The sequence below is a fragment of the Stenotrophomonas sp. yr243 genome (genome assembly GCF_900184195.1).
Classification (GTDB): Bacteria; Pseudomonadota; Gammaproteobacteria; order Xanthomonadales; family Xanthomonadaceae; genus Stenotrophomonas; species Stenotrophomonas lactitubi.
Map to the genome: position 1 here is coordinate 937,202 of NZ_FXWT01000001.1, position 21,371 is coordinate 958,572.

22 protein-coding genes are annotated in these 21,371 nt (G+C 66.4%); 20 read left to right on the forward strand and 2 right to left on the reverse strand.

Features of this window, described 5'->3' with window-relative positions:
- The first annotated feature begins 31 nt into the window (after window positions 1–31).
- On the forward strand, window positions 32–1,447 hold the full coding sequence (locus QOL57_RS04450; RefSeq protein ID WP_089239715.1) for a GGDEF domain-containing protein: 1,416 nt from the start codon (window positions 32–34) through the stop codon (window positions 1,445–1,447).
- 40 nt (window positions 1,448–1,487) lie between these two features.
- Here QOL57_RS04450 and QOL57_RS04455 read toward each other — a convergent pair whose 3' ends face one another.
- Window positions 1,488–2,672 carry an MFS transporter gene (locus QOL57_RS04455; RefSeq protein ID WP_089239713.1) on the reverse strand — a complete coding sequence of 395 codons (1,185 nt, stop codon included), beginning with the start codon at window positions 2,670–2,672 and terminating at the stop codon, window positions 1,488–1,490.
- A gap of 76 nt (window positions 2,673–2,748) precedes the next feature.
- Here QOL57_RS04455 and QOL57_RS04460 point away from each other — a divergent pair, with 76 nt between their 5' ends.
- The 18 genes from QOL57_RS04460 (at window position 2,749) to QOL57_RS04545 (ending at window position 19,579) form a co-directional block, all read left to right on the forward strand.
- Window positions 2,749–3,198: a helix-turn-helix domain-containing protein gene (locus QOL57_RS04460; protein ID WP_089239711.1), complete on the forward strand. Its 450-nt coding sequence runs from the start codon at window positions 2,749–2,751 to the stop codon at window positions 3,196–3,198.
- Between the two features lie 65 nt (window positions 3,199–3,263).
- On the forward strand, window positions 3,264–4,406 hold the full coding sequence (locus tag QOL57_RS04465) for a metallophosphoesterase (protein ID WP_089239709.1): 1,143 nt from the start codon (window positions 3,264–3,266) through the stop codon (window positions 4,404–4,406).
- Between the two features lie 131 nt (window positions 4,407–4,537).
- On the forward strand, window positions 4,538–5,209 hold the full coding sequence (locus tag QOL57_RS04470) for a response regulator (RefSeq protein ID WP_089239707.1): 672 nt from the start codon (window positions 4,538–4,540) through the stop codon (window positions 5,207–5,209).
- Complete coding sequence (locus QOL57_RS04475; RefSeq protein WP_089239705.1) at window positions 5,206–6,585, forward strand: sensor histidine kinase; 1,380 nt, start codon at window positions 5,206–5,208, stop codon at window positions 6,583–6,585. The genes QOL57_RS04470 and QOL57_RS04475 overlap by 4 nt, the downstream gene beginning before the upstream one ends.
- A gap of 79 nt (window positions 6,586–6,664) precedes the next feature.
- Entirely contained in the window at window positions 6,665–7,501 is an 837-nt protein-coding gene (locus QOL57_RS04480; protein ID WP_089239703.1) for an alpha/beta fold hydrolase, read from the forward strand.
- 1 nt (window position 7,502) lies between these two features.
- Window positions 7,503–7,862 (forward strand): EamA family transporter, encoded by a 360-nt coding sequence (locus tag QOL57_RS04485; RefSeq protein ID WP_089239702.1) that lies wholly within the window; start codon window positions 7,503–7,505, stop codon window positions 7,860–7,862.
- A complete protein-coding gene (locus QOL57_RS04490) occupies window positions 7,859–8,257 on the forward strand; it encodes a DMT family transporter (RefSeq protein ID WP_089239700.1) in 399 nt (132 codons plus the stop codon). Before QOL57_RS04485 ends, QOL57_RS04490 begins: the two co-directional genes overlap by 4 nt.
- Window positions 8,254–9,456: a DegT/DnrJ/EryC1/StrS family aminotransferase gene (locus QOL57_RS04495; RefSeq protein WP_089239698.1), complete on the forward strand. Its 1,203-nt coding sequence runs from the start codon at window positions 8,254–8,256 to the stop codon at window positions 9,454–9,456. The genes QOL57_RS04490 and QOL57_RS04495 overlap by 4 nt, the downstream gene beginning before the upstream one ends.
- Before the next feature lie 161 nt (window positions 9,457–9,617).
- Window positions 9,618–10,304 (forward strand): MtnX-like HAD-IB family phosphatase, encoded by a 687-nt coding sequence (locus QOL57_RS04500; protein WP_089239696.1) that lies wholly within the window; start codon window positions 9,618–9,620, stop codon window positions 10,302–10,304.
- A 48-nt stretch (window positions 10,305–10,352) separates the two neighbouring features.
- Complete coding sequence (locus QOL57_RS04505; RefSeq protein ID WP_089239694.1) at window positions 10,353–11,753, forward strand: aminotransferase class III-fold pyridoxal phosphate-dependent enzyme; 1,401 nt, start codon at window positions 10,353–10,355, stop codon at window positions 11,751–11,753.
- A gap of 32 nt (window positions 11,754–11,785) precedes the next feature.
- A complete protein-coding gene (locus QOL57_RS04510) occupies window positions 11,786–12,850 on the forward strand; it encodes a GNAT family N-acetyltransferase (RefSeq protein WP_089239692.1) in 1,065 nt (354 codons plus the stop codon).
- A 3-nt stretch (window positions 12,851–12,853) separates the two neighbouring features.
- Entirely contained in the window at window positions 12,854–13,738 is an 885-nt protein-coding gene (locus QOL57_RS04515) for an arginase family protein (protein ID WP_089239690.1), read from the forward strand.
- A gap of 139 nt (window positions 13,739–13,877) precedes the next feature.
- On the forward strand, window positions 13,878–14,237 hold the full coding sequence (locus tag QOL57_RS04520; protein ID WP_089239689.1) for a VOC family protein: 360 nt from the start codon (window positions 13,878–13,880) through the stop codon (window positions 14,235–14,237).
- Window positions 14,238–14,304: 67 nt separating this feature from the next.
- Entirely contained in the window at window positions 14,305–14,517 is a 213-nt protein-coding gene (locus QOL57_RS04525) for a ParD-like family protein (RefSeq protein WP_025873788.1), read from the forward strand.
- Between the two features lie 10 nt (window positions 14,518–14,527).
- The gene (map, locus tag QOL57_RS04530) at window positions 14,528–15,319 is read left to right on the forward strand and encodes a type I methionyl aminopeptidase (protein WP_089241234.1); all 792 of its coding nucleotides are present in this window, start codon (window positions 14,528–14,530) and stop codon (window positions 15,317–15,319) included.
- A gap of 95 nt (window positions 15,320–15,414) precedes the next feature.
- Window positions 15,415–15,798 (forward strand): BlaI/MecI/CopY family transcriptional regulator, encoded by a 384-nt coding sequence (locus QOL57_RS04535; RefSeq protein WP_089239687.1) that lies wholly within the window; start codon window positions 15,415–15,417, stop codon window positions 15,796–15,798.
- Window positions 15,795–17,261: a M23/M56 family metallopeptidase gene (locus tag QOL57_RS04540; protein WP_089239685.1), complete on the forward strand. Its 1,467-nt coding sequence runs from the start codon at window positions 15,795–15,797 to the stop codon at window positions 17,259–17,261. Before QOL57_RS04535 ends, QOL57_RS04540 begins: the two co-directional genes overlap by 4 nt.
- 113 nt (window positions 17,262–17,374) lie before the next feature.
- Window positions 17,375–19,579, forward strand: a complete 2,205-nt coding sequence (locus QOL57_RS04545; protein ID WP_244900768.1) for a TonB-dependent receptor — start codon at window positions 17,375–17,377, stop codon at window positions 19,577–19,579.
- 96 nt (window positions 19,580–19,675) lie between these two features.
- Here QOL57_RS04545 and QOL57_RS04550 read toward each other — a convergent pair whose 3' ends face one another.
- Complete coding sequence (locus QOL57_RS04550; RefSeq protein WP_089239683.1) at window positions 19,676–20,296, reverse strand: LysE/ArgO family amino acid transporter; 621 nt, start codon at window positions 20,294–20,296, stop codon at window positions 19,676–19,678.
- Window positions 20,297–20,400: 104 nt separating this feature from the next.
- Between QOL57_RS04550 and QOL57_RS04555 the strand changes: the two genes are divergently transcribed.
- On the forward strand, window positions 20,401–21,294 hold the full coding sequence (locus QOL57_RS04555) for a LysR family transcriptional regulator ArgP (protein ID WP_089239681.1): 894 nt from the start codon (window positions 20,401–20,403) through the stop codon (window positions 21,292–21,294).
- Window positions 21,295–21,371 lie beyond the last annotated feature (77 nt).

Here is a 21,371-nt window from a genome sequence, read left to right on the forward strand (position 1 = left end):
CGTGGTCTGTTGTGCGCCGCTAGAGATCGACGTGGATACACCCCAACTGGACGAAGCCAGCCAACCGCTGGCCCAGGCCTGGCAGCACTGTCTGCTGCAGGCCGGCCCCGCTGCCGCCGCGCTGCTGCATGCCGTGGCCGCTGATGCACCGCCGACGCTGGCGCAGCGCTTCTACGAAGTGTTGCTGCAGGACACGCGTGCGCGCCGCTTCCTGTCGCATGAACAGGTCAAGCAGCGCCTGCAACCGGCGATGCAGCGTTGGCTGGCCCAGCTGCTGACCACCGATGCGGATGGAATTGCCGCTACGGTCGCCGCACAGCGGGTAATCGGCGATGTGCATGCACGGGTCGGTATTCCGGTTGACCTGGTAGCACGCGGTGCACGCGTACTCAAGCATGAGCTGTTCGTGCGCCTGCGCGCCGATGCCCAAGACAACGACACCGCCTTCGCCGCCATCGATTGCCTCAGCGCGATCATGGACATCGCCATGGAGGGCATGACCCTGGCCTACACGCACGCCCGTGAGCGCTCTTCGCGCACCGATGCAGCGTACCGGCTGTTCTCGCTGGTGCAGAACGTCAGCACCGAGCGCGAGCGCCAGCGTGCCCTGCTGCTGGATTGGGAAAACAGCCTGCTGTACACCCTCGCCGGCCATGCGACAGGCGCCGACAACGCGAGTCTGGCGACCTCGGAATTCGGCCTGTGGTTCACCCACAAGGGCATTCCCAGCTTCGGCGAAAGCAGCGAGACACAACAGGTCGGCCAGCTGATGGCACGCATCGACAGCAGCCTGCAGCGCGCCACGGATGAAGATCCGGCACGGCGTCTGGCCTCCCTGCCGGCGATCCGTGAAGACCTGGCCACCATCCGCAACCTGATGACCCTGCTGTTCGAACGCATCGGTGAACTGGATGCGGGCAGCGATGCGTTGACCAACCTGCTCAACCGGCGCTTCCTGCCGACCGTGCTGCGCCGTGAGATCGAATTGTCCACGCGCAACCACACGCCGTTCTCGCTGTTGTTGCTGGACCTGGATCATTTCAAGGCGATCAACGATGGCCATGGCCACGACGCCGGCGACCGCGCGCTGCAGCACGTTGCCGCCCTGCTCGGCCAGCAGACCCGTGGCAGCGACTACCTGTTCCGCTATGGCGGCGAGGAGTTCGTGGTGGTGCTGGTGGCGGCGAGCGAGTCGCAGGCGGAGGTGATCGCCGAAAGCCTGCGTCGGCAGATCGCACAATCGCCGGTCTCCCTGCCGAATGGACAGACGTTGGGGCTGACCGCCAGCATCGGCGTGGCCGGACACGATGGGCATCCCGATTACGAGCGGCTGATGGCGCGCGCCGACGCGGCGATGTATGCCGCCAAGCGGCAAGGCCGCAACCGTGTGGTGGTGGCCGACGAAGCACTGCCCGAGGCACCGGGGCGACGCGCGCTGCAACGTTGAGCCTGCAGCGCGCGCGGTAGGGCATCGAACAGCGTCGGCGCTACCGGGCGGCCCTACGCGGAATACGCCACGTCGCCCACCATGCCAAGCCCAGCAGGGCGATTCCCGCTCCCAGCGCGCACACTGCCGGCCACCCGTAGCGCGCCTGCATCCAGGTGCCTGCGGCAGCGCCCGCACCGCTGCCCACCGCGTAGAACAGCATGTACAGCGCCACCAGTCGCCCATGTTGTTCGGCCGGTGCGCGCAGCAGCAGTGCCTGGTTGGACACATGCAACGCCTGCCCGCCCAGGTCCAGCACCACCACGCCCAGCAGCAACAGCGCCAGCGACTGCGGCAGGCCCAGCAACGGCGCCCAGGCGACCAGCATCAGCAGCAGCGCGCACAGGCTCACCCGATGGGCAAAGCCACGATCCATCCAGTGCCCGACCCTTGCTGCCAGCAGCGCGCCGACGATGCCCGCCAGGCCCAGCGCGCCGATGCCCGCAGTGGACCAGCTCAGGGGTGGCGCCGACAACGGCAGTGGCACCGCCGCCCAGAACACATTGAGACCGGCAAACAACAGCAGCGCCAAGGGCCCACGTTCGCGCAGTGCCCGATCCTGCAGCAGCATCTGGACCATGGAACGCAGCAGCTCGCGCCACGCCGGCGCCATTGCAGGCACGGGCACGTGCGGCAGCCGCCGCCACAGCAGAAGTGCCAGCGCTGCCATCAACAGTGCCGACAGCAGGTACACCGCGCGCCATCCCGCCACGGCGGCGACCGCCCCGGACACCACGCGTGCCGACAGCAGGCCGATGAACACGCCACCCTGGACCATGCCAACCACCCGCCCGCGTTGCTCCGGTGCGGCGAGGTTGGCGGCGTAGGCGATCAACCCTTGGGTCAGCGCCGTACCCAGCAGCCCCGCCAGCAGCATGCCCGACAGCAACCACGTGGTGCTGCGGGCGGCGGCCAGCCATAGCAGCGCCACCACCAGCGCCAGCAACTGCACCCGCAGCAGTCGGCGACGGTCGCCACGGTCGGCCAGCGGCAGCAACCCGAGCAGGGCCAGCACGCTGCCGGCCTGGGTGGCAGCCAGCAGTGCACCGGCCACCGCGGCATCCAGGGCGAAATCGTGGGCCAGGCGCTCCAGCAGCGGCTGCGCGAAGTAGACGTTGGCCACGCTGGCACCGGCAGCAATAGCGAGCAGGCCCAACAACGGGCGGGACAGCGAAGGCATCATCATTGTGGTTGCAATTTGAAACTGCGTGCACGGTAGCGCCACTGGTTTTAAACTGCAACTACAATCGAGGACATTCCCCATGCACGCCAACAGCCCCTGCCCCGTGGCCCGCAGCGCCGATCTGCTTGGCGACCGCTGGGCGTTGCTGATCATCCGCGATGCCTTCGATGGCATCAGCCGCTTCGGCGATTTCCAGCGCAGCCTGGGCGCGGCGCGCAACATCCTCAGCGACCGCCTGCGGCGACTGGTCGAGGCGGGGCTGCTGGTGCAGCAGCCTGCCGCCGATGGCAGCGCGTACCAGGACTATGTGCTGACCGCGGCCGGCCAGGACCTGTTCCCGCTGCTGGTCGCCCTGCGCCAATGGGGAGAACGGCATCGCTTCGCTGCTGGCGAGGCACACTCGCAGCTGATCGAATCCAGCAGCCGCCGGCCGCTGCCCTACATGCAACCCCACGGACGCGATGGCCAGCCCCTGCACGCCGCCGATACCCGCGTACGCAAGCTCAAGGAAGGAGTCGGCCGGGCCTGATCCGCCCGTTCACGCACACCGGCGACGTCCCCGGGCAGTTAGCATCGCTGGTCTCCTGCCGCTGAATGCCGCCGATGCCGAACTACGCCCGAACCGTTTCGATCCTGCTGCCGCTGGTCCTGCTGCTGGCCGCACCACTGGCCTCGGCCCGCGACGTGGCAGCACCCGCAGAACACGTCGACAGCGATGGTCCTTACGTGTTCCGTGAAGGCGCGCAGCTGAAAGCGCAGTGGATCTGCCAGGACCAGGTGGAAACCCATACCGTGCACGCTGGCAGCGAGGGCACGGATGTTGCCGCGCACTGCGGCTACGCGCATGCGGTGCATGTGCTGCCGCCGAATGCACCGTCGGTATCCGTGCTGCCGGCGGTGCCGGCGGTGCCGCGCATCGTCGCCGTGTCCGACATCCACGGCCAGTACGAGCTGCTGGTCCGTCTGCTGCGCGCCAACCGGGTGATCGACGCGCAGGACCGCTGGGCACTGGGCACGGACACGCTGGTGATCGCGGGCGACGTGTTCGATCGCGGCCCACAGGTGACCGAAGCGTTCTGGCTGCTGTACGGCCTGCAGCAGCAGGCGGCGGCGGCCGGTGGCGCGGTGCATTTCGTGCTCGGCAACCACGAGACCATGGTGCTCTATGACGACCTGCGCTACGTCAACCCGAAGTACCTGCGCAGCGCGCAGCTGCTCGGCCGCAGCTATCCGCAGCTGTATGGTGCCGACTCGGTGATCGGCCAGTGGCTGCGCACGCGCCCGGTGCTGCTGCAGATCGGCGATACCCTGTTCCTGCACGGCGGCATCTCGCCCGATGCCGTGCAGATGACATTGGACCCGGCCCACACCAACGCCGCCTACCAAGCCTCGCTGGGCATCCCCAAGGCCGAGGTGAAGGCAGACCCCGCCACTGCACCGCTGTACGACGGCAAGACCAGCCCGATCTGGTACCGCGGCTACTTCGACGGACGCCTGGACACCCAAGGCGTGCAGGCGGTGCTCGACCGCCTCCAGCTCAAGCGCATCGTGGTCGGCCACACCTCCATGCCACACGTCAGCAGCTTCCACGACGACCGCGTGATCGCCATCGACAGCAGCATCAAGAATGGCGAGAACGGCGAACTGCTGTTCATCGAGGACGGCAAGCTCAGTCGCGGCCTGCTGGACGGTTCGCGGGTGCTATTGGCCAAGGGCGAGCCCGGCCTGCAGGACTGAACGAAGGGCCAGCGCCGGGCCGGCCCAGGCACCCCACGCCCGCCACCTGCACCCGGTTTGCCGCTACCCTCGGCAGCCGAGAGGCCCGCCCTGTCCAGCGGGCGGCCCATCCGCCCCCAGGAGCCCCGCGCATGCGCGTTCTCATCGCAGAAGACGACCCCGACATCGCCTCCGGCCTGTGCGCCTCGATGCGCCGCCAGGGCCACGTGGTCGACCACGTGGACAACGGCGCGCATGCCGATGCCGCTCTGAATTCCACCCAGTACGCACTGCTGGTGCTGGATCTTGGCCTGCCCCAGCTGGATGGCCGTGACGTGCTGCAACGGCTGCGCCAGCGCGGTGATGGCCTGGCCGTGCTGGTGGTCACCGCACGCGATGGCCTGGCCGAGCGCGTGCGCGTGCTCGACCTGGGGGCCGACGACTACTTGGTCAAACCCTTTGCGCTGGACGAATTCGAAGCACGCGTGCGCGCGCAGCTGCGCCGGGTCACCAGCAACGGCAATCCCGACCTGCGCATCGGCCGGCTGCGCCTGGACCTGACCGGGCACCGGGTGTGGATAGACGAGCAGACGCTGGAGCTGACCGCGCGCGAATTCGGCCTGCTGTCCGCCCTGGCGGTGCGTGCCGAGCGCATCGTGTCCCGTGCGCAGCTGGTGGAGGCCCTGTGCGACTGGGGCCAGGACCTGACCGACAATGGCCTGGACATCGCCCTGCACCGCCTGCGCCGCAAGCTGCAGCCGGGCGGCATGGGCATCCGCACGGTGCGCGGGCTGGGCTACATGCTGGAAGACGCCAGCCCGTGATCAGCGGACCGCCCAGCCTGCGACGGCGTCTGCTCGCCTTCCTGGCGCTGCCGATGCTGGGCCTGCTGACCTTCAACACGCTGCTGGCGTACTACGTGGCGCTGGACTACTCCAACCGCATCCACGACCGCAACTTGACCGACGACACCGTGTCGTTCGCGCAGATGCTCAGCACCATGCCGGTCAGCAGCGACCTCTCCCCGCAGGCACGCTTTCTCATCGAGTACGACCCCGATGGTCATCGCTACTTCAACGTCGACAGCAGCCGCCTGGGCACCATCGCCGGCAACGCCGATTTCAGCGCCTATGCACCGTCGCAGGACTGCAGCGGCACGCACCCGGCGCTGTACGAAGGTGAATTGAACGGCCAGCAGGTGCGCATGTCGACGGTCTGCACCCAGGCGATGAACGATCCGCAGGACCAGCTGGCGGTGACCGTGGCCGAAAGCATGGCCGACCGCCGCCAGCGTGCACGCGAGATCCTGATGATCGTCATTCCACTGATGGCCATGCTGGCCCTGGGAATGGCGGCACTGGTCTGGTTCGGCGTTACCCACGGCCTGCGTATCCTGACCCCGCTGACCTCGCGCCTGGCCCAGCGCCGCGGCGAGCTGGCACCGATTTCCGACGCCGACGTCCCCGAGGAAATCCAGCCCCTGATCAGCACCATCGATGGCCTGTTCGCGCGGCAGGCGGAAATGATCACGCTGCAGAACCGCTTCATTGCCGATGCCGCGCACCAGTTGCGCTCGCCGTTGGCGGGCATGGCACTGCACGTGGACCAGGCACTGGCCCACGGCGATCCTGAGACCGTGCGCGAAGCGCTGCAGAATATCCGCCGGCTCAACCAGCGAACCGCCCGCGTCAGCACCCAGCTGCTGGCGTTGAGCCGTGCCCAGACCGTGCCGGAGACGGTGGAGGCGTTGGACCTGTCCGAGCTGGTGCCGCAATGGGTGGGCATGCGCGTGCCTGAAGCAATCCGCGACCGCATCGACCTGGGCTACCTGGGTCCGCAGCAGCGCGTGCGTATCCTGGGCAACGGCGCGCTGCTGCACGAGGCGCTGGACAATCTGATCGACAACGCCCTGCGCTACGCCGGTACGGATGCGACCGTCACGGTGGGCGTGCAGACCCTGGACGACAACGACGTCGAGCTGTACGTCGAAGACAACGGCCCGGGCGTACCCGAGGACGTGATGTCGCGGTTGGGGGAACGTTTCTTCCGCGCGCCCGGCACTGCCGCCAGCGGCACCGGCCTCGGCCTGGCCATCGCCCATGAGGCCGTCGAGCATCTGGGCGGGCGCCTGGGTTACCTCAACCGTCCCGGTGGCGGCCTGAAGGTATCCATCACCATACCGTTGCTGAAGGGCCCTTGATCCAGCCGGGCCGTTGAAAGGTTGCCGAAAATCGCGCTTGCGATGCTGACCTTCCCGACTGCCGCGCTGGAGCCGACTGGTGTCCGCATCCCATGAGTTCTTTCTTCCCGGTGGCCCGCAGGGTGTCCTGCTGATCCATGGCCTGACCGGCACGCCGGCCGAGATGCGCATGCTGGGCAAAGGCCTGAACAACGCAGGCTTCAGCGTGCACGGTGTGCAGCTGCCGGGCCACTGCGGCAGCGTCGAGGACCTGCTGCAGACCCGCTGGGAACAGTGGTACCAGAGCGTGGAAGATGCGGCGGCGAACCTGCGCGGCAAGGTCGACCAGTTGTTCGTCGGCGGGCTGTCGATGGGTGCGGTGCTGGCGCTGGCACTGGCCGCGCGCCGGCCGGACTGGGTCTCCGGCGTGGGCGTGTACGGTGCCACCTTCCGCTACGACGGCTGGAACATTCCGGCGGTTGCGCGCTTCTCGTTCCTGCTGCCGTGGTTCAAACGCCTGGGCATCGGCCGCGACCGCATGTTCATGGAAGAGCCGCCGTATGGCCTGCGCGACGAGCGCCTGCGCGCGCAGGTAAGCGCCGCCATGCTGTCCGGTGACAGTGCCGCTGCCGGCCTGCCGGGCAATCCGTGGCATGCGTTGGCCGAAATGCGTGCACTGAGCACCTGGACCCGCCGTCACCTGCACCAGGTCACGGCACCGTGCCTGGTGATGCACGCCCGCGAGGACGACGTGGCCAGCATGGGCAATGCCGAGCTGGTGATCTCGCGCGTCAGCGGACCGACCGAACTGGTGGTGCTGGAAGACAGCTACCACATGATCACCATCGATCGCGAACGACGCGAGGTGATCCGCCGCAGCGCGCGCTTCTTCAGCGCCATCGGCGAACGTGTGGGCGTGCTGCAGGCGGTCGCCTGAGATGGGATCGCTTGCCACCCTGCTGTGGCTGGTCAACGTGGTGCTCGACACCGGCGGCCAGCTGGCCTTCAAGGCTGCCGCCAGCGACCCGCAGGACGGCGAAGGCCTGCAGCGCTGGAAACACATGTTCGGCCGTCCCTGGCTGTGGCTGGGCATCGCCTGCTACGTGCTTGAATTCGTCGCCTGGATCGCCTTCCTGTCGCTGGTACCGTTGTCGCAGGGCGTACTGCTCGGCTCGATCAACATCGTCGCGTTGATGGTTGCCGGCCGCCTCCTGTTCCGCGAGCGGCTGACGCCGTTGCGGGTGACCGGCATGCTGCTGGTCAGTGCCGGTGTTGCCGTGGTCGGAGCCGGAACATGAGGCGGTTGTACCTGGTCGGCTTCCCGCTGCTGATGGCCTTCGACACCCTGGCCCAGTTGTGCTTCAAGTATGCCGGCGACGCCGCGCTGCCGGTCGAGGCCAACACCGCGTGGCTGCTGCGCGTGCTGTCGCAGCCCTGGGTGTACGGCGCGATGCTCGGTTACGTCGGCGCGTTCTTCACCTGGATGAGCCTGCTGCGGCACGCGCCGATCGGCCCTGCGTTCGCCGCCTCGCACCTGGAAGTGATCAGTGTGCTGCTGCTGTCGGCGTGGCTGCTGCACGAACCGTTGACGCTGCATCACCTGATCGGTGCGGTACTGATCGTGGCCGGCATCATCTGCCTGGGTCGTGCCGAAGCGGATGATCCGCACGCTGCAACTGAACCATCCCCGTGAGCCTGCTGTCGCGCGAGTTGCCGCCCACCGCCGGTCTGCCACTGCAGGCCGGCGATTTCCTTCCCGGTGGCGGTGACCTGTGCGCGATTCTCGCCGAGCAGCTGGGCACGCCGCCACTGCAGCTGACCTGCTCGGGCACCCACGCCCTGCTGATCGCCCTGCGCACCCTGCGCAGGCGCGCGCCGCACCGCGATACGGTGATCCTGCCGGCCTATACCTGCCCACTGGTGCCGATTGCCGTGCACAGCCTCGGCCTGCGCATACAGCTGTGCGATACCCGCCGCGACCACTTCGATTTCGACCCGGTAGCACTGCACGCCGCAGCCGATGCACGCACGTTGGCGATCATTCCCACGCACCTGGGCGGGCGCATCGCCGATGTCGATCGCGCATGTGCGATCGCGCACCGCGTCGGTGCATGGGTGATCGAGGACGCTGCGCAGGCACTGGGGGCACGCGTGGCCGGCAACAGCGTCGGCCTGCGCGGCGACATCGGTTTCTTCAGCCTGGCCGCCGGCAAAGGCCTGAGCCTGCATGAGGGCGGACTGCTGCTGACGCATGACGAAGTACTGCGTACGGCAATGATCGAGCAGGCCGCAGGACACACGCCCTTCAGCCTGCGCTGGGAGCTGACCCGCAGCCTGCAGCTGTTGGGCCTGGCAGCCTGCTACCGCCCTTCCCTGCTGTCGCTGGTGTATGGAAACCCGCTGCGGCGTGCCCTGCGCAGCGGCGACCTGGAAGCTGCGGTGGGTGATGTTTTTCCGTTGAATATTCCGCAGCATCGCGTCAGCCGCTGGCGGCAGAACGTCGGGGCACGCGCAGCGCAGCGCCTGCCCGATTTCCTACAGGCAGCCCGCCTGCGTGCGCTGCAGCTGCGCGTGCAGCTGGAGTCGCTGCCTGCCGTTGAAGTGGTGGACGGAATGCCAGGCACCCAGGGCACCTGGCCGATGCTGATGCTGCTGCTGCCCAGCGAACGTGCACGTGACAAAGCACTGTCCGCGCTGTGGCAGCGCGGCCTGGGTGTCAGCCGCATGTTCATCCATGCCCTGCCGGACTACGCCTATCTGCGAGGCGTCGTCGCAGACGCGGATGTACCCAATGCCCGCGACTTCGCCGCCCGCTGCCTGACCGTGGGCAACAGCCCCTGGCTGAGCCATGAAGACACCCGCGAGATCGTGAAGGTACTGGCGCGCCAGTAGTCGCTGAAGCCAGGCGAGGCCTGCTCCGCGTCACTGGCTGAACGCTTCCCGAGCGCCTCCATTCGAGCTTTCAGGCGGAAAGGAACGAGAAAGACGGCCTGCCTACATTGGCCCCGTCGCCGGCATCGTGCCAAGGCCTCTCTTCATCGACGGAGCTGCCCATGCAATGGAGCATCCTGTGTGACTTCGATGGCACCATCAGCCTCGAGGACGTCATCGATTCACTGTTGGAAAAATTCGGCCAGCCCGGTTGGCAGCAGCTGGAAGATCAGTGGCGTTCAGGTGAGATCGGCTCGCGTGAATGCATGCAGGGCCAGGTCCGCCTGCTGATGCTGGATCCGGCCACACTCGATGCACACCTGGACCAGGTACGAATCGATCCGGGCTTCGCCGCCTTCGTCAATCGCGCACACGCGTTGGGCCTGCCGCTGCGCATCGTCAGCGACGGGCTGGACTACGCGATCCATCGCATCCTCGCCAACCATGGCCTGCCGCCGCTGCCTGTAGTGGCCAACCACCTGCGCTGGTGTGACGGCCATTGGCAGCTGGAATCCCCGTATCAGGCCGAAGGCTGCCGCAGCGGCACCTGCAAGTGCACCTGTGCGGCGCAGGCGCGTGCTGACGAAGCGCCCCGCGTGCTGATGATCGGTGATGGCGCCTCGGATTTTTGCGTGTCCGAACACGCCGATTTCGTATTCGCCAAGCGTCGCCTGATTGCCCATTGCACCGACGCCGGCATTCCCCACGCCGCCATCGACACCTTCCACGACGCTACTGCGCTGCTGCCGCGCCTGCTCGACGGCAGCCTGCTTCAGCCCTCGCTTCCGCGGCTGCTCGCCACCGCCTGATCGCTCCGCCCGTTGCTTCCTTCGAATGCCCTCTCCGGAACCGAACCGATGAATATTTTTGACAAGAACGCCGATGCCGCCATCACCGATGCGCAGTTGCTGGCAGACGAAGCCCGCTACAGCTCCTTCGGCGACACCGTGCACTACGTCGATCCGCCGAAGATCTTCCAGCGCTGCGAAGGCAGCTACATGTTCGATGCCGCCGGCACCCCCTACCTCGATCTGCAGATGTGGTACTCGGCGTGCAACTTCGGTTACGCCAACCAGCGCCTGAACAATGCGCTGAAGGACCAGATCGACACCCTGCCGCAGGTCGCCAGCCAGTACCTGCACCCCACGCGCGTGCAGTTGGCCAAGACCATCGCGGTGGACATGCACGAGAAGTTCGGTCTCGACGGCCGCGTGCACTTCAACGTCGGTGGTGCGCAGGCGGTCGAGGATTCGCTGAAGATCGTCCGCAACGCGCGCAACGGCAAGAGCCTGATGTTCGCGTTTGAAGGCGGCTACCACGGCCGCACCCTCGGCGCCTCGTCGATCACATCCAGCTACCGCTACCGCCGTCGTTACGGCCACTTCGGCGAACGCGCGATGTTCATCCCGTTCCCGTATCCGTTCCGTCGCCCGAAGGGCATGACCCCGGACGAATACTCCGACCACTGCGTGCACCAGTTCGAGCGCCTGTTCGAAAGTGAGTACAACGGCGTGTGGGATCCCAAGGTCGGCCAGGCCGAGTACGCCGCGTTCTATGTCGAGCCGATCCAGGGCACCGGCGGCTATGTCATTCCGCCGCGCAACTTCTTCAAGGGCCTCAAGCGCGTGCTGGACAAGTACGGCATCCTGATGGTCGTCGATGAAATCCAGATGGGCTTCTGGCGCACTGGCAAGCTGTGGGCCATCGAGCACTTCGATGTCACTCCGGACGTGCTGGTGTTCGGCAAGGCGCTGACCAACGGCCTCAACCCGTTGTCGGGCCTGTGGGCGCGCGAAGAGCTGATCAACCCGACCGTGTTCCCGCCGGGCTCCACCCACTCCACCTTCAACTCCAATCCGCTGGGTACGCGCCTGGGCCTGGAAGTGCTGAAGCTGGGCAAGGAGATGGACTACGAGCGCACCGTGCCGGAAAAGGGCGCCTATTTCCTCGACGGCCTGCGCGGCCTGCAGAAGCGCCATCCGGAAATCGGCGATGTCGATGGCCTCGGCCTGGCCCTGCGTGCGGAAATCTGCGCCGCCGATGGCTTCACTCCGAACCGTGAGCTGCTGGACCGCATGGTCGACATCGGCCTGGCCGGCGACCTGCTGCACGACGGCAAGCGCATGGGCCTCGTGCTCGATGTCGGTGGCTGGTACAAGAACGTGATCACCTTCGCGCCTTCGTTGAACATCACCTACGAAGAGATCGATCTGGCGATCACCCTGCTGGACCAGCTGCTGACCAAGGCCAAGGGCTGACCTGCAATGCGCTGCCGGTTCCCGTGCCCCGCATGGACATGATCCCGCGTGTTTCCAGCACCGCACTGGAACCGGCCGCGCTGCTGGAGGGATTCCTGGCCCACCCGCCCCTGGGCTTCGATGCCAGCCGCCTGCCCAGTGGCCTGCCAAGCTTCCGTGCGCCGCTGGATCTGACCACGACCCTGGACGATGCACTGCGCTCGCGCCTGCTGGCGCTGCCGCTGTCGCGCCTGTGGCGGCCGTGGCTGACCTGGCAGACGCGGTTCATCGGCGCCACCAGCACCGAGTACACACCGCTGCCGGCACATGTGTCGGCGGCTGCACTGGCCGACGACGTGCTGCGTCACGGCGTCGGTGACAGCCGGCTGCTGGTGGTCAAGGATCTGGCGATCGATTCCCCCTTGCTGGACGACGCCGCCAACGCACACAGCCAGGCGTTCCTGCAGGCGCTGCTGGAACGCGGCTTCATCCAGCTGGAAGGCATGCCACTGGCATGGGTGGCGATCGATTTCGATTGCATCGACACCTACCTGGCGCGCCTGTCCACGGCGCGGCGCAAGAACATCCGGCGCAAGCTGCGCTCGCGTGCCCACCTGCAGATCGACTGCATCGCTACCGGCGACCCCGCCCTTGCCGAGCCACGGCTGCAGGCCGAACTGCACGCGCTGTACCTGCAGGTGTATGCACAAAGCGCCGTGCATTTCGACCAGCTCGACCTGCCCTTCTTCCAGCACCTGCTGGCAGACACGCACGGTCAGGGGCGCTTGTTCCTCTACCGCCACAACGGCGAGCTGATCGGCTGGAACCTGTGCTACGTGCACGTCGGCAAGCTGGTGGACAAGTACATCGGCCTGTCCTATCCGCAGTCGCGCGACCACAACCTGTACTCGGTCAGCTGGATGCACAACCTGGAGTACGCGATGCAACACGGCCTCAGCCACTACGTCGCCGGCTGGACCGATTCCCGCATCAAGGCCGAACTGGGTGCCCGCTTCACTTCCACTGTGCATGCGGTGCATGCGCGTTCGCCGCTGCTGCGCGCCGCCCTGCGCAGGCTGGCCCCGCACCTGCAGGCTGAGCCGGATGGAGGGGGTTGACCGATGCAGCTGCGTCCCCCGCTGATCCTCGACCTCGATGGTGGCGTACTGCCGTTGCCGCAGGCACGCACGCTCGCTCTGCAGCACTGGCATGACCCGCTGCGTTTTGCCTGCCGCAACACCACGCTGTCGCGCTTCGCCAATGACGTTCTGTTGCCGTTGCCGGCACAACTCGGCACGGTGATGCTCGGCAGCGGCGACTTCCACCATCTCAGCCTGCCACTGCTGCAGCGCCTGCACACGCATGCCCCGTTCCAGCTGGTGGTGCTGGACAACCATCCGGACAACATGCGCTTTCCCTTCGGCATGCACTGCGGTTCCTGGGTGAATGCCGCCGCTGCGCTGCCGCAGGTATCGCATGTGCACGTGCTGGGCATCACCTCCACCGATATCGGCGTGGGCCACGCGTGGGAGAACCACTGGCGGCCCTTGCTGGGACGGCGGCTGACCTACTGGTGCATGGATGTGGATGTGGGCTGGGCCAGCCGCATGGGCATGGCAGGTGCCTTCCGCCGCTTCGAACATCCCGAGGCACTGGTTGCCGCGTTCGCCGCCGAACAGGCGCAGGCGCCGCGGCCCACCTATCTTTCGATCGACAAGGACGTGTTCGCTGAAGAGGTAGCACGCAGCAACTGGGACCAGGGCCGCTTCCAGCTTGAACATGCGCTGATGGTGATCGAGGCGCTGCGTACCGGTGGACTGGTGGGCAGCGACATCACCGGCGAGGTTTCACTGCCCAACTACCAGAGCCGTTTCAAGCGCTGGTTGTCGTCGCTGGATGGGCAGCCCGACATCAGCGCCGATGATCTGCCGACATGGCAGCAGCAGCACCAGCAGGTGAACCGCGAACTGCTGGCGGCGATGGCCGCAGTGCCGACCGCCTGCTGAGTGCCTTTTTTCTGTAGAGCCGAGCCATGCTCGGCTTCTGTTCGCGGTCCCCTGAGTCGAACATGGCTCGACCCTACAAAAGGCGATAGCCGAGCATGGCTCGGCTCTACACTGGGTTACCGCCCCCGGAGCCGCCGTCATGCCCCAGACCGTCATCCCGCAGCTGCGCATGCGCCATGCCGATACCAGCCTGCCGTTCTACGTGCAGGGCCTGGGTTTCCTCGTCGACTGGGAGCACCGCTTCGAACCCGGCTTCCCGCTGTTCGCCCAGCTCACTCGCGAGGGCCAGACGATCTTCCTGACCGAACACACCGGTGACTGCGAAGTGGGCGGCGCGGTGTATTTCATCGTCAACGACGTCGATGCCCTGCATCGTGCATTCAGCGCTGCGGGGGTATCCATCGAGCAGCCGCCACACGATACGGACTGGGGAAGCCGCGAAATGCTGATCGTCGATCCGGACGGCAACCGCCTGCGCTTCGCCACGGATGCTGGCTGAATGCCACGGGCTTGAGGGGTAATATACGTTTCGTATACGCTTCGTATATTCCCTGTCGAGAACTCCCATGGGCATCGTCAACATCGATGACACCCTGCACGACCAGCTGCGCCGTGCCTGCACCGTCTCCAACCGCTCGATCAATGCCCAGGCCACGTTCTGGATCCGGGTCGGCATGCTGTGCGAGATGAACCCGACCCTGAGCTTCCAGGACGTCGTCGCCAGCGAACTGCGCGCCGCCGGCGTGCAGCCGCAGCTGCTTGCGCCCGGGCGGGCCTGAGCCGATGGCCATGATCAAGCGCCCCGACGAGATCGACCGCCTGGCCGAGTCCGGACGACTGCTAGCGCAGGTCTTCGCGATGCTTGACGCGCTGCCGCTGCAGGGCCGCAGCACGCTGGAGATCAACGACATCGTCGAACGCATGATCGTCGATGACCTGCAGGCACGGCCCGCCAGCAAAGGGCAGTACGGTTTCCCGTACGTGCTCAATGCCTCGATCGACAACGTCATCTGCCACGGCATGCCGTCGACCGACGATGTGCTGCGCAATGGCCAGATCGTCAACCTCGACATCACGCTGGAGAAGCACGGCTACATCGCCGATTCCAGCACCACGTACCTGGTGGGTGAAGTCGACTACGCCGCGCGCAAGCTGGTGCAGGTGACCTACCAGGCCATGTGGGAGGGCATCGCCGCTGTGCGGCCCGGCGCGCGCCTGGGCGATATCGGCCACGCCATCGCCCGCCATGCCCGCAGCCACGGCTACAGCGTGGTCAAGGAATACTGCGGCCACGGTATCGGCCAGGAAATGCACGAGGAGCCACAGATCCTGCACTACGGCCATGCCGGCACCGGCATGGAACTGCAGGAAGGCATGGTGTTCACCATCGAGCCGATGCTCAACCAGGGCAAGCCTGCGATCCGCCAGCAGCCCGACGAATGGCCGGTGTACACCCGCGACGGCAAGCTGTCGGCGCAGTTCGAGCACACCGTGGCCGTGACCCGTACCGGTGTGCGCGTGCTGACCCTGCGCCCCGATGAAACCCCGTTGTGCGCCATCGACCGGATGGTGACCGACTGACTTCAGCGCTTGCGCGCTGCCTCGATACCCCCTCTTGCGCGACATGCGACACATGTCGCACACTTGCGACATCGTTCAAATGCACAGGTCTGGCCATGCCCCGCATTCCGACACCTTCCAACGCCGAACTGGAGTTGTTGAAGTGCCTGTGGCGCGACGGCCCCTGCAGCGCACGCGAACTGCACAACGCGGCGGCGGCCACGCTGGATTGGTCGTATTCGTCCACGCGCAAGACGCTGGAACGAATGGTCGACAAGGGCCTGGTGAAAGAAGGCAGCCAGCACGGTCTGAATGTATACACCGCAAGGGCCGGCAAGGTAGCCACGCTGGCCGCACTCAGTGCCGACTTCGCCCGCCGCGTGCTGGAGATCGACGGGCCGCTGCCGACCCAGGCGTTCGCCGAAAGCCGCCTGCTGAGCGACAAGGAAATCGAGCAACTGCAGGCGCTGCTGCTCGAGGATGACGAGGACCAGCCATGAGCCTGTCATCAACCGCCCCGTGGATGATCAGCCTCGCTGCGAGCCTGCTGGGGGCCGGCCTGGTCTGGTACGGCGCGCAGTTTTTGCAGCGACTGCTCAGGCTTTCGCACGCGTCGGCGCGCTTTTGGCTGGGGGCATGGTTGTGTGCTGTGCTGCCCCCCTTGCTTGCACTGTTGCTGCCGGTGAAGGCGACACCGTTGCAGGAGCTGGCCAGCGCATTGCCTGTTGCGCTGGACAGCGGCACCGGCGTACTGCTGCCCGTGCAACTGCCTGCGCTCGCGGCGACCGAACCATTGATGGCCTGGCTGACGCCACTGCTGCTGACCGTCTATATCGCAGGGGCCATGCTGGCCCTCGTTCGCTGGGCGTTGGCCAGCCGCCGGTTGTGGGTCCTGCTGCGCGGCAGCCATGCGCTGCAGACAGTGCAGTTGCCTGGCCCGCAATCGCGCCACGCCGTGCAGGGGCTGCGGCAGGAAGGCATCGCGGTGCGTACTGTAGAAGGTAGCGGTACGCCGTTCGCCCTGTGCATGCCGCGGCCGCAGATCATCCTGCCCACGGCCAGCCTGACCCTGCCGGATCGTACGCTTCGCCTGGTCATCGGCCATGAGGCGGCCCACCTGCAGCGCCGTGATCCCCAGCGCGCAGCGCTGATGCGGCTTGTTGGTGCAATGTACTGGTTCAATCCCTTCGTTCGACGCATTGCCGCGCGCATGCAACTGGCCGCCGAGCTGCAATGCGATGCACGTGCACTGGCCGAAGGTGGTGCTGCAAACGACGGCCGCCTGTTGGCCCACGCTTATGTCCAGACACTTCGCTGCGCGACGGCAGTGCAGCCGGCCAGCGCCCTCACCCATCGCGATTTCGGCGGCCATCAGGTGCGCTTGCAGCACATGCTGCAGGGTGATGGTGGTCGCCGCCCAGGCATCATCAGCATCCTGTTGATGTTCGCACTGGGCTCTGCCTGCACAGTCGGTCTGGCCACCGTACAGGCCGCCGCGGTGGCAGGACCGACGTCACTGACACTGCCACTGCCCATCGCGTCGGTAACCCTGGTGGAAGCCACGCCGCTACCCCCGTCATTCTTCATGCCACTGTCCAATGCGCGGGTAACCAGCGTGTTCGGTCACGTCTCCGACTTCCGCCAGAACGCCCATCACGGCACCGACTTCGCCGCGCGCCGTGGCACCGCCGTGCTCGCCCCCGCCGACGGCACCGTGATCGCCGCCACGCACGCCTATCCCGATGGCGCCAACTACGGCACGGTTGTCGTGATTGATCATGGCGCTGGCTGGCAATCGCTGTTTGCACACCTGCAGGACTTCGCGGTGCAGCCAGGCCAGCGCGTGCTCAGGGGCGATCCCATCGCCCGCAGCGGCAACACCGGGCGTACCACCGGTCCACACCTGCACATGGAACTGCTGCGCAACGGAACACGCGTGGACCCACAGGACTGGCTGCAGTAAGGCAATGACCGGCGGCTCTCCCGGCCGCCCCCTCTACGCATCGTTTCGATACCTGGCCGCGGGAGGGCCTGCTGCGACCGGCTGTCACGCCACGACAAAGGAACTGCACGACAATGCAACGCTCTTCGTCCTCCCCGACAACGGTACGCGCCCGCGCCCGCGCCAGCGTATGGTTCACCATCGGCTGTCTGACAGGATCAACGACCGCTGCAGCCGCTCCGCCTCTGACACCCGCACCTCCGATCACGACCGATCTGGATGCAGTACAGGTCCAGGCCGAGCGCTACGATGCTCGCCGTGACGACACCGCAAGCCGCATTGTGGTGGACCGCGATACGTTGCAGCGACACGGCGACACTGACCTGCTGGAGGCACTCAAGCGATTGCCCGGTGTCAGCGTTTCAGGCGGCGCGCCGGGCCGCCCTGGCACCGTGTCACTGCGCGGCCTGGGCGCGGGCTACACGCAGATCCTGTTGAACGGCCAACGCGTACCCGCCGGTTTCAGCCTGGACTCACTGGCCACCGATCTGATCGAGCGCGTAGAAATCCTGCGCGCGCCCTCCGTTGATCAGGGCATGGGTGCCATCGCCGGCACACTCAACATCGTCACCCGTGCACCGGTTGCAAAGGACACTCAACGGCTGACGGTTTCATGGGCCGATACCCAAGGGCGCATGACCCCGTCGGCAAGCTGGCGGCAGAGCCGTGCCAACCTCGACCGCGATTTTTCGCTGACCGCTACGGCGACCGCCCGCGCATTCCTGGTCGAGGAACACGGCAGCGAAGACGCTTGGGATGGTGTTGATGCGCCGTTGCTGCATCGACAATCGCGCCTGCGTGCCACCGGCCGACGCGACAGCGTCTCGCTCTCGCCCTCACTGACGTTCAGAACCAGCGATGACACGACCCTTTCGTTGCAGGCCTTGGTGGATGCTTCCGACTTTCGTCGCGACATGTACATCGATTGGGACACGCTGCTGGGCCCGGCGCTACGCACCCCCCATTATCGGCAGCGCACGCGCCTGCGCCTTGACCAGGGGCAGGTCAGCGCAGAGTGGGAGAAGAAACTGCAGGATGGAGGTAGCCTGAACCTGCGTCTGGCCGTGGACGGAAACCGGGAAGACTACCGCTTTCGCGAACAGGGGCAGGACAAGGCACAGCAGGACAATCTTTTCGATCGCACCGATGCGCAGCTGCACGTGCTGGGCGGCACCACCCGCGTGCAGTGGACCCTCCCGGCGCGGGGGAGCCATACGCTGCAGGTCGGTGCCGAAAGCAGCATGGACTCACGCCGCGAATCCCGAGTACAGCAGCTGCACTCTTCCCCCAGCGAACCATCAACGGTCAGCGACCTTTCGTTCAATGCGCGCCTGCAGCGACTGGCGCTGTACGCGCAGGATGAGTTTCCTTTGGGAGCGCACAGTGCCCTCTACATCGGCGGCCGCTGGGAACAACTGCAGACCCGCAGCGAAGGTCGTAAATTCGCCACGATGCGCCACAGCACCAGCGTGTTCACGCCCGTCCTGCAGGGCCTGTGGAAGCGTGCGAAGGGCAAGGACCAGCTGCGGGTCTCATTGAGCCGCAGCTTCCGCGCACCGGCGCTGCGCTCACTGGTCCCGCGCCCGTACACATCCACCAACAACCGCCCACTGAACCCCGACGAGATCGGCAATCCAGCGCTGCGTCCGGAACTGGCGTGGGGTCTGGATGCGGCCTGGGAAATCCACGGCCGTGAAGGTACACAAGGGAGCGTCGGCGGCTACTTGCGCCGCATCGACGCACCGATCCGCAATGAAACGGTACTACGTGACGGGCGCTGGGTATCGACGCCGGTCAATGGTACCCGCGCCATTGCCTGGGGCATCGAAATGGATGGCAGGATGCCGCTGGCACGTCTGTACCGCAGAGGGCCGGATATCGAGCTGCGCGGCAACGCCACCTGGAACCACTCCCGGGTCAGGGATCTTCCCGGACCTGACAATCGGATAGAAGACCAAGTGCCATTCACCGCCAGTGCATCGCTCGATTACCGCATTTCATCGCGGTGGAGCAGTGCCCTGGCGTACACTCATCGCAGCGGAGGCAGAATACGCTACAGCCTGAGCGAGCTGGACATCACGTCCTACCGACGCGAACTTGAGGCCTGGGCACAGTACGCAACGGAAAGGCGCGGCAAGCTGCGCTTGACCGCCTCGAATCTGTTGGCACAGGACATCGAGACCGGCCAGTGGCGTTTCGACGAAGGCGGATCGCAGGTGCTTCGCAACACCCGACGTTCTGTCCCCAGTCTTCGCCTGCAATGGGAGCTCTCGCTGTGATTGGCATATGCACGGAGTACAACTCAAGCGCGCTATACCCGGCCGCGTGAGACGTATCGGTGAATCGCACACGCAACAGCGGCATGCGTCACGCACTCATGGCGATAATGGGCGCAACAGCAGCAGCGTGGCGAGGCAGAACATGAAGACTGCCACGCCTGCATCCAGCACCCGCCAGGCGTCTGGCCTGCGGAATACAGGCTGCAACAGGCGCGCGCCATAGCCCAGCGTGCAGAACCAGGCCACGCTGGCCACGCAGGCGCCCCCCGCGAACGCCCAGCGCTGGTCACTCGGATAGCGCGTGGACAGGCTACCCAGCAGCACCATCGTATCCAGGTAGACGTGCGGGTTGAGCAGGGTGAAGGCCAGGCAGGCCAGCAGCACCTGCCGCCGGCTGCCACCACTGGCATCGGCCGCGGCCAGCGCGCTGCCACCGCGCCATGCGCGCAGCCCGGCCTGCAGGCCATAGCACAGCAGGAAGGCGGCCCCGCCGAAGCGCAGCACCTGCAACAGCAGCGGCCATTGCAGCACCAGCGCTCCCATGCCGCCCACGCCAGCCAGGATCAGCGCGATGTCCGCGCCCATGCAGGCCAGCACCACCATGCCCACGTAGCGACGCTGCAGCCCCTGCCGCAGCACGAAGGCGTTCTGCGCACCAATGGCGATGATCAGGCCAGCACCCGTAAACAGGCCGGCCAAGGCCGCAGCAATCCACATCCGACGCTCTCCACCCTGAAAGGAGGCGCAGGGTGCGACCAATTGACCCGTTAAGGCCAGCTGGTTTTTCTTTATCCTGTGCAGAAAAACTGAAGAGGCACCGCGTGGACCTGGTACATCCGCAGTTGAGCGCCTTCACCGCGGTGCTCGAAGAAGGCAGCTTCGAGGCCGCCGCACGCCGCCTGTCGATCAGTCCGTCGGCGTTGTCGCAACGGATCAAGGCACTTGAGGACCGGCTGGGCCAGGTGCTGGTGGTGCGCCAAGCGCCATGTCGACCTACCGCTGCCGGCGAGGCACTGCTGCGGCGGGTGCGACCGATGCAGGCGCTGCAGGCCGAAGCGCTGGCCGAACTGTTGCCGGATCGCGGCAGCGATGCCACCCGCACGCCGATTCCGTTGGCGGTCAACGACGATTCGCTGGACACCTGGTTCGTCGCCGCCATCGCCGAGCTGCACCAGCGCCACGGCTACCTGTTCGACCTGCGCATGGACGACCAGGACCACACTCTGGAACTGCTGCGCAACGGCAGCGTGCTGGGCGCGGTCACCGCTGAACGCAACGCCCTGAAGGGCTGCAACGTGCATCCGCTGGGCGCGATGCGCTACCACGCCATCGCCTCACCGGCCTTTGCGCGGCGCCACTTCAGCAAGGGCATGCAGGCCGACGCATTGGCGTCGGCGCCGATGATCGTGTTCAACCGCAAGGATGAACTGCAATGGCGTTTCCTGCGCAGGCTGACCCGTGCACGCCTGCAACCGCCCGTCCACTACCTGCCCTCCTCCACCGGCTTCGTCGATGCTGCCGCACGAGGACTCGGCTGGTGCCTGGCGCCAGAGGCACTGGTCACGCCAGCAGTACAGGCCGGGCAGGTGGTGGTGCTGGAACCTCGTCGCTGGCTCGACGTACCCTTGTTCTGGCAGCATGCCGCCGTGCGTTCGAGCACGCTGCAGCACATCACCCAGGCGCTGCGCACCGCCGCTGGCAACACCCTACGTTGAAAAGAGCATGATCCAGACCACCGCAGACCCCGGCTTCACGCGCGGACCACTACCGTTTGCCCACTTCTTCACTACAG

Excerpts from the sequence above, each read along its gene's own strand:
- QOL57_RS04500 (WP_089239696.1), top strand. The coding sequence starts at position 9,618 with ATGCAATGGAGCATCCTGTGTGACTTCGATGGCACCATCAGCCTCGAG.
- QOL57_RS04515 (WP_089239690.1), top strand. The coding sequence starts at position 12,854 with ATGCAGCTGCGTCCCCCGCTGATCCTCGACCTCGATGGTGGCGTACTG.
- QOL57_RS04485 (WP_089239702.1), top strand. The coding sequence starts at position 7,503 with ATGGGATCGCTTGCCACCCTGCTGTGGCTGGTCAACGTGGTGCTCGAC.
- QOL57_RS04525 (WP_025873788.1), top strand. The coding sequence starts at position 14,305 with ATGGGCATCGTCAACATCGATGACACCCTGCACGACCAGCTGCGCCGT.
- QOL57_RS04520 (WP_089239689.1), top strand. The coding sequence starts at position 13,878 with ATGCCCCAGACCGTCATCCCGCAGCTGCGCATGCGCCATGCCGATACC.
- QOL57_RS04535 (WP_089239687.1), top strand. The coding sequence starts at position 15,415 with ATGCCCCGCATTCCGACACCTTCCAACGCCGAACTGGAGTTGTTGAAG.
- QOL57_RS04545 (WP_244900768.1), top strand. The coding sequence starts at position 17,375 with ATGCAACGCTCTTCGTCCTCCCCGACAACGGTACGCGCCCGCGCCCGC.
- QOL57_RS04490 (WP_089239700.1), top strand. The coding sequence starts at position 7,859 with ATGAGGCGGTTGTACCTGGTCGGCTTCCCGCTGCTGATGGCCTTCGAC.
- QOL57_RS04510 (WP_089239692.1), top strand. The coding sequence starts at position 11,786 with ATGGACATGATCCCGCGTGTTTCCAGCACCGCACTGGAACCGGCCGCG.
- QOL57_RS04470 (WP_089239707.1), top strand. The coding sequence starts at position 4,538 with ATGCGCGTTCTCATCGCAGAAGACGACCCCGACATCGCCTCCGGCCTG.
- QOL57_RS04465 (WP_089239709.1), top strand. The coding sequence starts at position 3,264 with ATGCCGCCGATGCCGAACTACGCCCGAACCGTTTCGATCCTGCTGCCG.
- QOL57_RS04540 (WP_089239685.1), top strand. The coding sequence starts at position 15,795 with ATGAGCCTGTCATCAACCGCCCCGTGGATGATCAGCCTCGCTGCGAGC.
- QOL57_RS04550 (WP_089239683.1), bottom strand. The coding sequence starts at position 20,296 with ATGTGGATTGCTGCGGCCTTGGCCGGCCTGTTTACGGGTGCTGGCCTG.
- map (WP_089241234.1), top strand. The coding sequence starts at position 14,528 with ATGATCAAGCGCCCCGACGAGATCGACCGCCTGGCCGAGTCCGGACGA.
- QOL57_RS04455 (WP_089239713.1), bottom strand. The coding sequence starts at position 2,672 with ATGATGATGCCTTCGCTGTCCCGCCCGTTGTTGGGCCTGCTCGCTATT.
- QOL57_RS04505 (WP_089239694.1), top strand. The coding sequence starts at position 10,353 with ATGAATATTTTTGACAAGAACGCCGATGCCGCCATCACCGATGCGCAG.
- QOL57_RS04460 (WP_089239711.1), top strand. The coding sequence starts at position 2,749 with ATGCACGCCAACAGCCCCTGCCCCGTGGCCCGCAGCGCCGATCTGCTT.